The following is a 13,447-nucleotide window of genomic DNA, read 5'->3' as shown; positions in this document are numbered from 1 at the left end:
GTTTGCAGCGCGATTTGTCTGCATGCTGCACGATCCGTCATATCTGCTAATGCATGTCGTTGTCCCAGAACCGCGTACACTTCTGGGCGACATGCACTAGGAAACCGCAGCCTGGGCACCTGATCGTCTTGCCTTGCCCTCTTCGACTAAGCCGGCCTCCTGTTCAACATGGACCGGTCGCGCGATCGGGGCCTCGCTTGTGCTCTCAAATCCGCATGAGCAGATACGCCCCAATTTGACCGAATACACCCCAAATTGACCGTTTGTGCGGTGCGGGGGGACCCGTAAGGGTGACGGCGACGACTCACAAAATCAATCCGAATGGATGCCTGATGATAACCCATCGTGATCAGGGGCGGCTTTTTGCACCCTGCTTGACCCTGATTACGGCTCTCATAGCGCTCCCGATCGACAACGCGCTGGCCGCCGACGAATGCGGGATTGGGTCCGTCGTCACCTGTACAAGCGCCGATCCGGTCAATCCGAACGGCATCACCTACAACGACGCGCTCGTTGGGCAGAGCGTGACGTTCGGCTCCGGCGTCGCTGTCCATACGACAGCCGAATACGTTCACGGGCTCTCGGTATGGAACGCCTCGGGGCTGGTGACCATCGACACCAGCGCCGGCACAATCACCACCGGCGGAGATTATGCCTACGGCTTAACGAGCTGGACCACCTCCGACAACCTGAACATCACGACTGGAAGCATAACGACGTCCGGAATTTCCGCGTATGGACTGTTCGCCTATAATTCCGGCTCGGGCTCCACTCTGATCGACACCATCGCCGGCACGATCAGCACCGGTGGAGCTGGCGCCAATGGCATACACGTCTTTAATGGTCCACAGAGCGGTGAGCTGAATATCTACGCGGGGACCGTCACGACGGCCGGGGACAACGCGAATGGGCTGGCAGCCTTCAACCGCGGCACGGCTGCCACGTTGATCGATGCCACCGCCGGCTCGATCAGCACCCGTGGAAAGGGCGCCATAGGCATAAACGTTGAGGGGGGATCCGGTACGCTGAGCGTTACGACCGGCAACGTCACGACCTCCGGAGAAAATGGCGCGTATGGCGTGTATGCCATCGGCGGCGGAGGCTCGGTTCTGATCAATACCACCGCCGGGGCGATCACGACGAGCGGAATTAGTTCTTATGGCGTCTATAGCTCCACGGGATCGGGCCCCCTGACCATCACGACGCGAAACGTCACGACGTCGGGAGATTATGCATATGGGGTGTACGGCTACGCCTATGGCGCAGCTCCCATATCAATCGACACCACCGCCGGCTCGATCGGCACCGGTGGGGATGGCGCTATCGGCATCTACGGCTACGTGAGTTCCGGCGAGCTCAGCGTCCGAACGGGCGACGTCACGACGTCCGGCGAAAACGCTGCGGCGGTATCAGCCGCGGGGAATGGTCCGGTCGCCATCGACACCCGCGCCGGCACGATCACGACAACGGGTGGAGCCTCCTACGGCATCCAAGCTGAAAGTTCCGGCGGCTCGCTGACCGTTCTAACCGGCAGTGTTTCAACGTCCGGAGACTACGCGCATGGGGTGCTCGCCAACAACAGTGACGCATCGCCCACGTTGATCGACACTACCGCCGGTACGATCGCTACGAGCGGAAGTCGCGCTTCCGGCATAGATGCCACGGCGAGTACAGGCGAACTCATCATCCACACGGGCAATGTCTCGACGTCCGGCGATTCTGGTTACGCTGTGTTGGGCGGGGGATACGGTCCTGTCTCCATCGACACGCGCGCCGGCGTGATCATGGCAACGGGCCAATTCGCGGTGGGTGTGCTGGCGCAATCGTTCAGCTTCGGCAGCGGCCCTGTGACGGTTCGGACCGGCGATGTTTCGACAGCCGGAACGGGTGGATTGGGCGTCTATGGCCTGAATCAAGGCACGGGACCGACGGTCATCGACACGACCGCCGGCTCCGTCACCACGGCAGGCCGCACCGCGATCGGTGTTGGGGCGGAGAATCTTGCCGATAGAGCGATCTCGATTGCGACCGGGCCGGTGACAACCCAGGGCGTGAGCGCGCCTGGCGTCCTGTCCCTCGGTGGCGGCGCCGCCACCATCGACACTACCGCGGGGCCGATCAGCACCGCGGGCGCGGGCTCGGCCGGCGTTTTTGCAATCTCGACTTTTCCGACCTATGTCGCGACCATCAAAACCGGATCGATCAGCACGAGTGGCCTGGGCGCTTTCGGCGTCGCCGCCGGGGCATTGAGCGATCCAACGGGTACGACTTCGGCCTCGGGCGCCATCACGGTGACGAACACAGCGGCGATCACCGCGTCCGGCGCCGACGCTGGTGGCATCGTGGCCGCGAGCTATGCCTCCGCGGGCGCCACATCGGGCCCTGTCACAGTTAATGCCAACGGCAATATTGCCGCCACCGGCCAGAATGCCGTCGGCGTCAATGCGGTGTCCGGCACGGGTCTTGTTGCCATCAACGTCGCATCCGGCGTCAGTGTCCTGGGCGGCTGGTCCGCCAGTACCGGTGATCTCTCCACACAGTCCGCACAGGCATCTGGCATCTATGCGGGGTCCGCCTTCATCGGAGCCAACCTCCCGGCAGCGGGGATCGCCATATTCAGCGGCGCAACCTCGACCTCGCCAGCCATGGCCGTTAGTAATCAAGGCACGATCGGAGCGCTCAATGATCGTGCGATCACGATGGGCTTCGCTTGCGCCACCTTCCAGGATTCCACCTCTCTTCCTTGCCTCTCGGGCAGCGTGCCGGCGGTGGGGTCGCTGCAAGTGGCCAACGCCGGCACGGTCGCCGGCTACGTGACGCTGTGGAGCGGGGCGCCGCATACCTTCAACAATGCCGGCCTGTTCGACGTGCGCAATTTTGCCGACACGGACGGCGACGGGGTGCGTGACACGAAGGCGGTGTCGATCTCCGATTTCGGCGGGCCGAACGCGACCTTCGACAATTTGAGTGGTGGCGTAGTGCGTCTGGCAGCGGTGACGAGCAATTCGATCACCAACACGACCGGCCAGTATGTGCCCACCACCGGCATCGACAGCCGGGCGCTGGAGGCCGACTTCTATTCGATCGCCAAGCCCGGCGCCGCCCAGGGGCAGTTCGTCAATCTGCAGACCTTCGACAACGCTGGAACAGTCGACCTGCGCGGACCGACGATCGGCAACACGTTCGTGATGACCAGCAATCCGACGGTCGGCGGAACGCCGGGAACCGGCGTCTTTGTTTCAGACGGCGGGCAACTTCTCGTCAACACCACCCTCAATGCTGGCATTCCGCAAGGCGGCCAGACCGCCTCCTATTCCGACACGCTGATCGTCGATACGACGCGTGTTGGAGCGAGGGGAGCAACCTCTATTGGTGTGAGCTACGATGCCGCCACGGCAGGGGCGTTGACGACCGGCGACGGTATCGAACTCGTCGAGGTGCGCAACAAGGACGCCGGACAGTCGGCCGCCGGGGCGTTCAGCTTGGGCAACCGCGTCGCCGGCAGCGCATATGAATACCTCCTTTATCAGAACGGGGTCGGTGGCGACGCCGTGGACGGCAACTGGTATCTGCGGTCGCATATCATCCCGGTCACGCCGTCGGACCCGGAGCTGCCGGACTACCGCGTCGAAGTACCAGTTGACATGGCCGTTCCCGCTCTCGCCAACCGCTTCGGCCTGGCCATGCTCGGAACCTATCATGATCGCGTCGGCGAGGATCTTCCCGATATGGGCGCCGGGGGGCGTGTGCACGAGATCTGGTGCAACGACACGTCGCGCAACTTCCGCTGTGGGACGACAGCCGAGCGGAGGGCGGCCTGGGGGCGTGTATTCGGCGAGACCGGACGCGTTGGCTATGCCGGCAGAGGCGATCTCGGGCGCCTCGGCAGCTTCGAGGCACACGGCCCTTCGTACAGCTTCGACCTCAGCGGCTTCCAGGCTGGATTGGATCTCTATCGCAAGGAGCACGCTGACGGCGCGCGCGACGTCGCCGGCCTGTATGTCGGGGCGGGTCGCATAGAGGGCGACGTTCAAGCCGTCTACGGCGGCAAGGCCGGAACCGCGTCGATGAACGGCTATTCGCTCGGAGGTTACTGGACGCATACAGGTCTCTCTGGCTGGTACTTGGACGCTGTCCTGCAGAGCACTTGGTACGATAGCATCCGGGCGAACTCAGTGCGCGGCGAGAGCCTGAGTTCGAAGGGCTGGGGTGGCGCGGCCTCGTTGGAGGCGGGCTATCCGCTGAAGCTGAGCGACGGCTGGATGATCGAGCCGCAGGCGCAACTGATTTACCAGAGGGTGTCGCTTGACGGCGGAGCCGACCGTTTCGGCATGGTCGATTATGACGATACGAACGCCGTCTACGGCAGGCTGGGCGGACGCCTGGTCAAGACATGGGCGACCGACGATGGCCGGCCGATCATAACCTGGGCGCGTGCCAACATCTGGCACAGCTTCGGAGCCCAGGCCACGACGACCTTCGCCAATCTCGCCGGCGGCAATCCGGTTGCGCTGAACACGGATCTCGGCGGAAGCTGGGGCCAGGTCGGCCTCGGCGTGTCCGGACAGGTGGCCAGAAATGTGAGCGTCTTCGCGACGGCCGACTACAACTTCGCGCTTGGATCAGGGCGAGGGCAGAGCGTTGGGGGGCGTGCGGGCCTCAAGGTGGCTTGGTAAGGCTCCTTCGACGACTGCCTCTTTGCGTTGCAATTGGCGATCCCGCATCTGATGCACTCTTCATTGCATCGCTGCGTGATGGGCCGGGTCCTCGACCTCCGCCCTCTGGCGAGGGATTCCGCGGATCTCGACGGCATCTGCCCCACCGCTGCTCATCCCGTTACATCGGGGCGGCTGGGCACCGGGCACTCGGCGGGTGTCACACGCATCGATGGTCTCACGGATCACCGCTTGAGCACTATGCCCAGCACAAACAGGGCGCCGGCAGCTGCCGTGATGATACCCACGGGCAATTCCTGAGGCGCCAGGACGATCCGGCTTGCGAGATCGCCAGCCAGCAACATGATGGCGCCTATGATAGCGGCGGTGACCATCAGGGCGCCATGGCGTACCCCGACCATCGCGCGAGCGAGATGCGGCACCATTAGCCCGACGAAGCCGATGACCCCGGACAGCGACACAAGCGCCGCCGTTGCCAGGGCAGAGATTGCGAAGACGATGAAGCGCAGCCGAGGGACATCGACGCCGAGTGACAGCGCGGTATCGTCCCCGCTGAGCAGAGCGTCGAGGCGGTGCCGCAGGACAATCCCAGTGCCGACGGCTACCGCCGCACCTGCAAGCCCAAGCGGTAGATTGCTCCAACTGGCGAGCCCGAGGCCGCCGACCGACCAGAAGAGCACCGAATGCGCGGCGCGCTGGTCGCCTGCAAAGACGAGGTACGTCGTGACCGCGCCGAACAGGAAGGAAACCGCGAGGCCGGCAATCACCAGCCGTTCCGGTCCTTTGTCTCGTTGCGCGCCGATGAGCGCGAGAACAGCACAGGCCGAAAGCAGCGCCCCGGCAAATGCCGCCGCCGGCAGGGTCCAGATACCAAGCCGGTCGCCAAAGATGGTAATGACCGAAACAGCACCCGCTGCCGCGCCGGACGAAAGGCCGAACAGGAAGGGATCGGCGAGATCGTTCCGTGTGGTGGTCTGCAAAAGCGCGCCGACCACAGCGAGCCCCGAGCCGACGCAAATCGCCAGAAGCACACGTGGCAGCCTGAGATCGATCACGATTCGCATGATGGCCGGCGATCCCCCCGTGTCGAGACCCGGCAGCAGGCTCTGGGCCAGCGCACGTGCCAGGTCGCCGGAGGCGAGCGGCGTCGACCCATAGGCGATACCAGCGACGACAAGCGCGACGATGACCGCCGCTCCCACCGACCAGGTCAGGACAAGTCGACGCGCCGTCATTCGGGCGTGAATGCGTTCGGATGGAGGGCGGCTGCCAGCTTCTCGATCGCGTCGATATTGGCGGGACCCGGCGTGATCTGCTCATAGCGCAGCGGCAGGAAGCGTTCGTTGAGCACGGCGTCGGTCTCCTTCATCACCGGATGGTTCTTGAGGAAATCGAGCAGCTTTCGGTAGCCGGCCCCATCCTGATAGTCGAGCAGGATGAGAAACTGCGGGTTCTTCACCGCCACGTCTTCCCAGGACGTCGTGCCCCAGCTGATGTCCATTTCGCCGAGAATGTTTGCGCCGCCAGCCGCTTCAATCAGCGCCGTCGGCATGGCAAATTTGCCCGCCGTAAACGGCTTGTCCTCACCTGAGTCGTAGAGGAAGACCGTCACCGGCTTTTCGGCGTGCACGGCTTCTCTGACTTTGGAGAGCCGCGCCTTCCAAGCGTCGACCAGCGCACGGGCTTCTGCCTCCTTGCCGAAGATCGTGCCGAGATTGATTTGGTCGGCATAGAGCAGATCCATCGAGGCGCTCGGGCGGGTCTTGTCGACCTGGGCGCAGCTTTCGGTCAGGACATAGGTCTCGATGCCCTTTCCCTTAAGCGTGTCCGGCGTCACGTCGCCGCCCGGCTTCATGCCGTAATACCAGCCGGCGAAGAAGAAATCGGCATCGGCTGCGAGCAGGTTCTCCATCGTCGGATATTTGGGGGCGAGCTCGGGGATGGCGCCGAGCGCGGCTTTGAAGCTGTCGGTGGTCTTGTACCAGCCGGTCACGCCGGTCACGCCCGCCATGTTCGGCTGGAGATGAAGGGCGAAGGCCATCTCGCTCATATTGAGGTCGTGAACGACGGCGCGCTTCGGCGCGTGTTCGAACGTGAGGGTGCGGCCGCAATTCTCGACCGTGACAGGGAAGGCGAGGGCAGGGAGCGAGACAAGGCTCGCGGCAAGGGCAAGGGACAGGCGGCGTGGCATTCGTCATTTTCTCCTTTTTGTTAAGGCGCCGGAGCGCGGGCGACGTTGGAGCCGGCTGGTGCCGGCGTATCGAAGACCAGCAGGGATCGGCCGGTTTCGGGATTGGTGAAGGGGAAGCAGTCCATTGCGAAGACATGGCGCACGATCTTCGGGTCGAGTGCGTTGGCGGGCGTGTCATGGGCAATGAGCCGCCCGCCTTGCATCACCGCGACCCGATCGGCGAAAGCGCTCACCGAGGCCAGGTCGTGCAGCACGGCGACCACGGTAATGCCGAGGCGGCGCGCGGCCTCGAGCATGTCGGCTCGCGCGCGGGGATCGAGATGATTGGTTGGCTCGTCGAGGATCAGGATGGAAGGCTGCTGGGCAAGGGCTCGGGCGATCGCCGCGCGCTGCCGCTCGCCGCCCGACAGCGACTGCAATCGACGTCCAGCCCAAGCGCCTAGACCAAGGCGCTCGAGCGCGCGCTCGACGATCTCTCGATCAGCGCCGGCGCCCAGTCTTCCGCGGTGTGGAATGCGACCGAGATCGACATAGTCGGCGAGCGTCAGGCGCAAGTCGGGCACATCGTTCTGGCCGACGACGGCGATCAAACGCGCACGCTCAGTGAGGGAAATGCTGGCGAGGTCGCGATCGCCGAGCAGAATTTGGCCAGCGTCCGGCTTGAGGCGTCCAAAGAAAAGACGCAAGAGCGAGGTCTTGCCAGCGCCATTCGGCCCGACAATGGCCAGCCGCTCGCCCGATTCGACGGAGAGGTCGACGGCATCGACGATTCTGCGGGCATCCGGGGTTACGATGGATACCTGAACCGCCTTGAGGCCGAGCGGCGCTGCTGCGCCAACCATCCGATTGTTCCCGACGACGGAGCAGCCAAGCACATCACCGCGCGCCATCAGACCGAGATCCTTGCCAACACGGCTGGACCCGGACCGGGCCCTCCTTCGCCCTTGTCGTCGTTGTCGATCATGGCTTTCCAGGTCGTGCCGAGGGCGTCTCCAGAGCAAGCGCCGGAAGCACGCGCAGCATCGTTGATCTTGTCGTCGACATCGGTGAAGTTGCGGGCATAGGTGACCGCTGGAAAGCGGTCGCGAAGCAGTCTGACGAGGACGTCGAAGATCACTGCCGGTCGGACATTGCCGATATGGGCGTAGATACGGACATTTGCAGGGTCTTGCCGAACGAAGGCCTCTTTTTGGCCTCCGAGGCTGTTGGTGAGGATGGGAGACATGACAGGTCCTTGATGCGCCGGAAGTGTTGCGTGGTGCCTCAGAAGAGGCGGGTATCCACGTCGCAACAGGTCGGTTCGCCAAGGAGACGTTGAAAATGTCCAGGGCCTCGCCTCCTGTGCGGCGAGGCTCCCGAAAAGACTATCGCAATGATTACGCCCGGCATGCGTTGAAGCCTGTTTCGATGACCTCCTTCGGGAGGTTGCGACCGATGAAGACGAGTCGGGTAACTCGTTCCTCTTCGGGCTTCCATGGGCGCTGATGGTCGCCGTCGAGGAGCATATGGACGGCCTGCACGACAAAGCGATCATCATCATCCTTGAGGGAGATGATGCCCTTCAGGCGAAGGATATCCATGCCGAAGTGCTGGACGACAAGGCTCAGCCAACGCATGAATTTCGCGGGATCGAGCGGCTCCTTGGCGACGAGCGCGAAGCTTGTGACGTGGTCGTCATGCTCGTGCTCATGGAACTCGTCGAGAAAGTCCGGTTCGACTTCCAGCACACGATCGAGGTCGAATGCGCCGCGGCCAAGCACCTGGTCGAGATCGATATTGCAGCGCTGCGTATGATGGAGCGTCGCCGTCGGATTGATGCGCCGAATACGATCTTCTACCTGCCCGAGTTCGTCGGCAGAAACGAGATCAGTCTTGTTGATCAGGATCGTGTCGGCGAACGCCAGCTGCTCTTGCGCTTCATGTGCCTCGTCGATTTCGCCGAGCAGGTGCTTGGCATCGACGACCGTCACGATCGAATCGAGCTTGGTCTTCGAGCGGACGTCGTCATCGACGAAGAAGGTCTGGGCAACGGGAGCTGGATCGGCGAGGCCTGTCGTCTCGACCAGGATGGCGTCGAAGCGATCGCGGCGGCGCATGAGCCCGTCGATGATGCGAATGAGATCGCCGCGCACGGTGCAGCAGATGCAGCCGTTATTCATCTCGAATATCTCTTCATCGGCATCGACGATGAGATCGTTATCGATGCCGACCTCGCCGAATTCATTGACGATGACGGCGTACTTCTTGCCGTGGTTCTCGGTGAGAATCCGGTTGAGAAGCGTGGTCTTGCCGGCACCCAAATATCCGGTGAGAACCGTGACGGGCGTTTGTGGCACAGCGGGCTGCATTTTTGTGGCGACTCCTTTTGGTTATCAGTGACCCGTATCGGAGGCGGCTTGAGGCCGACCCCTTCTCGGGTCGAAACACTACGAGTGGTGGACGGCCGCGTGACGCTCGCGGCAGGGCACGGGCTCAGGGCGATGCGGCATCATTTGCAGGGGCATGGATTTCTCCGTCACGCCATGTCGAGCGAGATAGTCTCTTGAGTGATACGTTATAACGTTGCATATTGATCCGCAACCGGCTGGCTGGAGAAATCATGAGCGACATTTCGTTGAGAGAGCCCATTGCGGGCTTAGAACCATCCCATGCGCTACGAAAGCGCCCGACGCGCGAGGCTGCCGAGGCCGCGGTTCGCACGTTGCTCGAGTGGGTGGGCGAGGATCCGGACCGAGAGGGCCTCATCGGCACGCCGGATCGCGTCGTGCGGGCCTATGAGGAGTTTTTCGAGGGCTATCGCATCGATCCGCTGGAGTTGCTCCGCCGCACCTTCAAGGAGACACAGGATTATGGTGATATGGTCGTGCTGCGCGACATTCGGCTGGAATCGCACTGCGAGCACCACATTGTCCCGATCGTTGGCAAGGCGCATGTCGCCTATGTTCCCTCAGATCGCATAGTTGGAATCAGCAAGCTTGCCCGCCTGGTCGAGGTCTATGCCAAGCGACTCCAGATCCAGGAAACGTTGACGGCTCAGATCGCCGACGCGATCAACAAGGTGTTGAAGCCGAAGGGCGTCGCGGTGGTGATCGAAGCGGCGCATATGTGCATGACGACCCGTGGCATTCGTAAGCCTGGCGTCACCATGGTGACGCGCCGGTTGATCGGTGCGTTCGAAACGGATGCGGGACTCAAGCGAGACTTCCTGTCCTCGATCTCGGGATCGCGGGAGACGTTCGGATGACCAGCCTCCCCAACGCCGAACGCCCTGTTCAATTCCGGCCAAGGCTCTCGGTCGAGGCCGTCGAACAAGGTGCATTCCTTTCACCCGTGTTCAACACCGTCGATTGATCCATTCCCGTTGGTCCTGTTGGCGAAACCCCAATCCTTCTTGCCTTCGAAGAGGGAGGGTGTTCGACCCGGTCGCGATTTATGGGGACTCACCGAATCCGGCGCAACTCCGGCGGCTCACATGAATTCGTCCGAAACTTCCTCTGTCTCCTCCGGCCACGACATGGGAGCGACGGCGCAATCGTGGTCGGTGTCGGATTGCGGTTCGGCTCTTCCCGGACGGGCAGGACACTTGGCGCAGAGAGAGACTTATCGCGCAGAATTGTGAAGGCGCCATCCCGCTGGGGCGCGTGACGATTGGAAAGCTGACGCGGGGAGGCGCTAGCTGGGTGGAGCGGCTTGCCTTGCAGCGGCAGAGGCTCCGAGCGGAAACACGTCCATGCCTCAAACGGTTCCAGAGCAAATCGCCTTGCAGCGCCAGGTCAACCGGCGCCAGTTACAGATGATCATCGCAGGCCTCGGCGAGGGCATAATTCTTGTCGATCCGGACGGCAGCATGGTGTGGGCGAACGAAAGCGCGCTTGCCCTCCACAATGTTTCAGAGTTTGCCCAGTTGGGTACTTCGGCAGCCGACTACCGCAAACGATTCGAGCTGAAGTACCGGAACAATCACGTGCTGGGCGACAGCCAATATCCCATCGACCGTTTGCTGGCCGGGGAGGAGTTCCGTGAGGTGGTCGCGGAACTTGGTCGGATGAGCTCAGACGCGACCGAGGATCGCCGGCGTGTTTTGCAGTTCCGGGGCTTCGCTCTCCCGGACGCCAAGGGCAGTCCTGAATCTCATGTCCTGGTAATAGAAGATCTTACACAGCAGACCAGCGCCGATGAGCGCTTCGAGCGGACCTTCTCGGCCAATCCCGCGCCAGCAATTATCTGCCGCCTTTCGGACCTGCGTTACGTCAAGGTGAACCCTGGTTTTCTGGCAATGACAGGCTTTTCAAAGGACGACATCGTGGGTCGGTCGGCCTATGAGTTTGACGTCCTGGAGAATGCGGAGAGGAAGGACGCAGCGCTTGCCAGTCTGCGTGAGGGTCGAACCATTCCTCAGATGGAATCCATACTTCGGCTCTCCGATGGGAAATCCAAGGCCGTCATCGTAGCTGGTCAGCCTATCGAGATTTGGGAGGACAAATGCATGCTCTTCACCTTCATGGACATGGATCCTCGAAGGCAGATGGAAGCCGCTCTGCGGCAGAGCGAGGAGCGCTTCGCCCGAACCTTCCGATTGACGCCCATTCCGACGATGCTGTCGACGCGCGAGGGACTGCGCATCCTGGATGTCAACGATGCCTTCCAGTCCGTGCTCGGCTTCGAGCCGGAAGAGGTGATTGGGCGGACGGGGGGCGAGCTTGCGATTTGGGCGGACAACGTCTCGCGCAGGCACCTGGAGAAGGCATTCGAAGCATCGGGGAGCTTCCGTAATTTGGAGCTACCATTGCGAACCAAGCATGACGAGTTGCTTGACTGCCTCGTCTCCGCCGAAACGGTCAGCATCCATGGCGAGGAGTGTGTGCTCACCGTCATTCAAGACATTACGGAGCGCAAACGTTCGGAAGAGGAACTGATCGCCGCAATTGAGGCCGTTATGCGCGACGCATCTTGGTTCAGCCGCACGGTGATAGAGAAGCTCGCGCATCTGCGCCGCCCGGGGCGAACGGATAAGCCGACGGTGAGCCTGGCGGACTTGACGCCGCGGGAGCTGGAGGTGCTCGGTCTGATGTGTCAAGGGCTGAGCAATATCAATATTGTTAAAAAGCTCGGGGTGACGCAGAATACTGTTCGCAACCACATCGCCCGGATCTATATGAAGGCCGACGTGCATGACAGGGCGGGTGCGGTCGTCTGGGCCCGCGAGCGCGGATTTACCGGTAACCACAAGCCCGAGCCCAAGCGGCATCCGCGCCGCTGAATGATACAAGATTACTAGGACAGCTTGGTCCTTGCGTGTCTACGGAATAGTTTGGCAGGGCAGTATGAAGAGGCGGCGAACACCCAAGGAATAGGCGCACTCACTCGGCCCACCTGCCTTCGGCAAGGTTCGCTCATAAGGAGAGAGCCCATGCAAACTGCTGAAGATCTTGAGCATACGCGGCTCGTCGTCTCGCACCGTTACGACGCAGCCAGGATCACCCCGGCACCGGAATTTGATGAAATTGTTCAGCTGGCGAGGGCAGTCTGCGATGCGCCCGTCGCTGCAATCAATTTCGTGGACGAGGAGCATGAATGGATCCAAGCCGTTGCCGGCCTGCCTGAGGATTGTATTGACGATCCGACCGGGATTTGCACGCGCGTTTTGCCGCCTGGCGATATCGTCGTCGTCCGCGACGTCGCCGCGGACGCGCGCTTCAGGAATTTTCTACAGACGCATCCGGACAGTTCCATACGCTTCTATGCCGCCGCGTCCCTTTTGGCGCCTGACGGCGGACATGTCGGTACCCTTTGCATCCTTGATCACCAGCCACGTGACTTAACGGCGAAGCAAAAATCCTTGCTTAAAGCGCTCGCTCGCCGGGTGATCAACGAGTTGGAGCTGAGACGATCGCTCGAGGCTGAGCGGCAGGCGCTGCGAGAGGCCGAGAAGCTTCTGGCCGACAAAGATCAGCTATTGGCCCAGAACAAGATGCTGCTGCAGGAGGTCGATCATCGGGTGAAGAACTCCCTGCAGCTGGTTTCCAGCCTGCTCATGCTTCAGGCGCGTCGGCTGGGCAACAGCGAAGCCGGCAACGCCATCGAGGAGGCGCATCGGCGGATCGCGAGCGTGGCAGCCGCACATGATCAGCTCTATCGCGCGTCGGGCAGCGACAGGGTCGATATGTCGGTGTTCCTTGATGGGATTTGCGGAGCACTCGCCGTCCATCGTCCGGGAAATATTGATGGGATTGAGGTGCGCGCGGACCCTATCGTCCTCGGTTCAAAGCGCGCCGTGAAAACGGGTATGCTCGTCGCCGAGCTGGTGATGAACGGACTGAAGCATGCGTATCCTGACGGTCGTCGCGGAAGCATCAGGGTCGAGCTGGAGGCCAAGGGACCGATCGCGCGCCTCAGTGTGAGCGACGATGGCGTCGGCTTGCCGAGCGACTTCATATTCGAGGGCGGCAAGGGCCTCGGAATGCGCCTCGTTCGGTCGATCGTCGATCAGTTCGAAGGAAAGGTCTCGGTCGATCCGGGGCCAGGCGCCCGGTTTGTCGTCGAGATTCCAAAAGACATCGAGAGCAGCGGACGCGCTTGA

The 13,447-nt window shown here is 62.2% G+C and carries 8 protein-coding genes and 1 pseudogene; 4 read left to right on the top strand and 5 right to left on the bottom strand.

The window, feature by feature from the left end; genetic code table 11:
• Positions 1-332 precede the first annotated feature (332 nt).
• A complete protein-coding gene (locus RFM98_RS06525; RefSeq protein ID WP_320308069.1) occupies positions 333-4,676 on the top strand; it encodes an autotransporter outer membrane beta-barrel domain-containing protein in 4,344 nt (1,447 codons plus the stop codon).
• Between the two features lie 224 nt (positions 4,677-4,900).
• Here the strand turns inward: RFM98_RS06525 and RFM98_RS06520 are convergent, their stop codons facing one another.
• The 5 genes and pseudogenes from RFM98_RS06520 to RFM98_RS06500 all read right to left on the bottom strand — a co-directional run bounded on the left by RFM98_RS06520 (position 4,901) and on the right by RFM98_RS06500 (position 9,215).
• Positions 4,901-5,911, bottom strand: a complete 1,011-nt coding sequence (locus tag RFM98_RS06520) for a FecCD family ABC transporter permease (RefSeq protein WP_320308068.1) — start codon at positions 5,909-5,911, stop codon at positions 4,901-4,903.
• Entirely contained in the window at positions 5,908-6,867 is a 960-nt protein-coding gene (locus RFM98_RS06515; RefSeq protein WP_320308067.1) for an ABC transporter substrate-binding protein, read from the bottom strand. The genes RFM98_RS06520 and RFM98_RS06515 overlap by 4 nt, the downstream gene beginning before the upstream one ends.
• 20 nt (positions 6,868-6,887) lie before the next feature.
• A complete protein-coding gene (locus RFM98_RS06510; RefSeq protein WP_320308066.1) occupies positions 6,888-7,709 on the bottom strand; it encodes an ABC transporter ATP-binding protein in 822 nt (273 codons plus the stop codon).
• A 161-nt stretch (positions 7,710-7,870) separates the two neighbouring features.
• A pseudogene (locus RFM98_RS06505) lies at positions 7,871-8,092 on the bottom strand (cysteine--tRNA ligase); the annotation flags it as partial.
• Positions 8,093-8,243: 151 nt separating this feature from the next.
• Positions 8,244-9,215 carry a CobW family GTP-binding protein gene (locus tag RFM98_RS06500; RefSeq protein WP_320308065.1) on the bottom strand — a complete coding sequence of 324 codons (972 nt, stop codon included), beginning with the start codon at positions 9,213-9,215 and terminating at the stop codon, positions 8,244-8,246.
• Positions 9,216-9,466: 251 nt separating this feature from the next.
• Here RFM98_RS06500 and folE point away from each other — a divergent pair, with 251 nt between their 5' ends.
• From folE to RFM98_RS06485, 3 genes are all read left to right on the top strand, one after another.
• Positions 9,467-10,111: a GTP cyclohydrolase I FolE gene (folE, locus tag RFM98_RS06495; RefSeq protein ID WP_320308149.1), complete on the top strand. Its 645-nt coding sequence runs from the start codon at positions 9,467-9,469 to the stop codon at positions 10,109-10,111.
• Positions 10,112-10,597: 486 nt separating this feature from the next.
• Positions 10,598-12,127, top strand: coding sequence for a helix-turn-helix transcriptional regulator (locus tag RFM98_RS06490; RefSeq protein ID WP_320308064.1), 1,530 nt, complete (start codon positions 10,598-10,600; stop codon positions 12,125-12,127).
• Between the two features lie 150 nt (positions 12,128-12,277).
• On the top strand, positions 12,278-13,447 hold the full coding sequence (locus RFM98_RS06485) for a histidine kinase dimerization/phosphoacceptor domain -containing protein (protein WP_320308063.1): 1,170 nt from the start codon (positions 12,278-12,280) through the stop codon (positions 13,445-13,447).

The sequence above is a fragment of the Mesorhizobium australafricanum genome, assembly GCF_033977265.1.
Lineage (GTDB): Bacteria > Pseudomonadota > Alphaproteobacteria > Rhizobiales > Rhizobiaceae > Mesorhizobium > Mesorhizobium australafricanum.
Note: the sequence above shows the minus strand (reverse complement) of the source record. Positions and strands in the feature narration are given on the sequence as shown.